General features: G+C 44.0%; 3 protein-coding genes and 1 pseudogene. 3 read left to right on the top strand and 1 reads right to left on the bottom strand.

Annotated features, from left to right (window positions below; all coding sequences use genetic code 11):
• From RMO35_RS02470 to RMO35_RS02460, 3 genes are all read left to right on the top strand, one after another.
• Positions 1 to 186, top strand: a 186-nt coding sequence (locus tag RMO35_RS02470) for a hypothetical protein (protein ID WP_309738339.1), incomplete at its 5' end; no start/stop codon positions are given.
• Positions 187 to 253: 67 nt separating this feature from the next.
• Entirely contained in the window at positions 254 to 583 is a 330-nt protein-coding gene (locus RMO35_RS02465) for a hypothetical protein (RefSeq protein WP_309738337.1), read from the top strand.
• Positions 584 to 694: 111 nt separating this feature from the next.
• On the top strand, positions 695 to 1,366 hold the full coding sequence (locus tag RMO35_RS02460; protein WP_396135592.1) for a Uma2 family endonuclease: 672 nt from the start codon (positions 695 to 697) through the stop codon (positions 1,364 to 1,366).
• 16 nt (positions 1,367 to 1,382) lie between these two features.
• Here the strand turns inward: RMO35_RS02460 and RMO35_RS02455 are convergent.
• Positions 1,383 to 1,862 (bottom strand): annotated as a pseudogene (locus RMO35_RS02455) (ABC transporter ATP-binding protein); the annotation flags it as partial.

The following is a 1,862-nucleotide window of genomic DNA, read 5'->3' as shown; positions in this document are numbered from 1 at the left end:
GTAAATACTGGGACATTTTTGGATACTAACCGTGAAGATTTGCTCGGATTGATTACCGATCCTAATGACACGGTGCAGCACTGTAAGTGGTGGGATGTAGACTGGTCTTGCCCGATCGTATTCGAGCCAAAAGCCGAGCGTAAACCCATTAAACCCCCGATCGTTAAGAGTTCGCAGTTGAGTTGATATCGATATTCATGAAGAGCGAGCAGAGCAAGCATATCTCGATCTGAGCCGAGGGCAGGCGAAACGGATGGGAGATCTCAGTATTGGTGGTACGTCTTGGGAATTGCCAGATAAGACGATACTCGATATTATCACTAGCGATCGACGATGGGTAAAAACTGCACTACTTTACCCACGAGTCGGTGCAGATGGTCAACCAGTCATCAGTCTACCTTATCTAGTCCTGATGAAACTTGAAGCTAGTCGGACAACTGATATCAGTGATATTAGTAGAATGTTGGGGCAAGCTAACGATCTGGAGTTGGATGAAGTTAGAAGGACGATTGAACTATACGATCCTCATAGCCTAGAAGATTTGGAAAGTTTAATTCAGTTGGGGAAAATTGAAATGTCATAATCCTAGATCGGTAAGGAGAGAGTAAGGCGGTTAAGGACAAACTGAACATTAGAATACACCCGCTATCTGTAGATTAAACATATTGTAGTTAACGAAGAATTGCGAGGCATGATGCTAGATTACCATCTTCCGAGATATCTACCTTCGGCTGACGAACTACTAGACTCAGATGAAACACCAGTGGATAACGAACTCCAAGAGCTAATTCCGGCGTTGCTCAAATCCATCTTGCTGATGCTGTGGGAACAGCGACAGGATTGGTTGTTTGCAATCGATATGGGGATTTATGCCAGTCCAGAGTTGCCACCAATCGTCCCGGATGCCTTTCTGAGCTTGGGTGTAGACCGATGCTATGACGAAGAACTCAGACCTAGCTATGTGCTGTGGGATGAGGAAATAGTACCAAGTTTCGTACTAGAAGTAGTTTCCCCTCGATATCGGGAGGAGTATACTACCAAGCTAAAAGTATACGAACAGATGGGGGTGCTGTATTACGCGATTTATTCCTCAAAACGCAAGCGTAAACCCAGATTGGAGATCTATAGATTAGTCGAGGGTGCTTATCGACTGATGGAGACAATTCCAGTCTGGATGCCAGAAATTGGTTTAGGAATTGGATCCGAGCGTGGCAATTATGGCGGGGTAACTAGAGAGTGGTTGTATTGGTATGACGAGCATGGTAAGCGTTATGCTACTCCTAACGAACGGATTCAACAGGAAGTCGATCGATCGACCAAATTAGCAGCTAAGTTACGAGAGTTGGGAATCGATCCTGACGAATAAAGGATGCAGGTTGCGATTAGGCGGGGACTGTGTTGAGGTATCGATCGACTGTTTCTTTGCCACTACCAATAAATCTAACTTGTCCGCGTTCGAGCCAAATTGCTTTGTCACATGAAGTACTAATAAAGTCTAGATCGTGAGAAACAACTAAGACGGTGGTGTCACCATTGAGAAACTTGTCGATTCGATGCTGACATTTGTTTTTAAAACTTTGATCGCCGACAGATAAAACTTCATCGAGAATCAAAATATCTGGCTGGACATCAGTCGCGATCGCAAATCCCAGTCTAGCCACCATCCCTGAAGATAAGCCTTTGACTGGTACTAATTCATAATCATTTAACTCAGCAAAGTCCAAAATCATTGACGTTCGTTCTTGCATTTCTCGCTTAGAAAAGCCGATTTAAACGCCGTACATAATAATATTATCGCAAACGGAGATATTTGCATCGAAGCCTGCACCTAGTTCGATCAGAGGTGCAATATTACCTTTGAC

Source organism: Chamaesiphon sp. OTE_20_metabat_361 (assembly GCF_031364565.1).
Note: the sequence above shows the minus strand (reverse complement) of the source record. Positions and strands in the feature narration are given on the sequence as shown.

What these genes read in the sequence shown, in the direction of transcription:
- RMO35_RS02465 (WP_309738337.1), top strand. Translation starts at nt 254, where the DNA reads ATGGGAGATCTCAGTATTGGTGGTACGTCTTGGGAATTGCCAGATAAG.
- RMO35_RS02460 (WP_396135592.1), top strand. Translation starts at nt 695, where the DNA reads ATGCTAGATTACCATCTTCCGAGATATCTACCTTCGGCTGACGAACTA.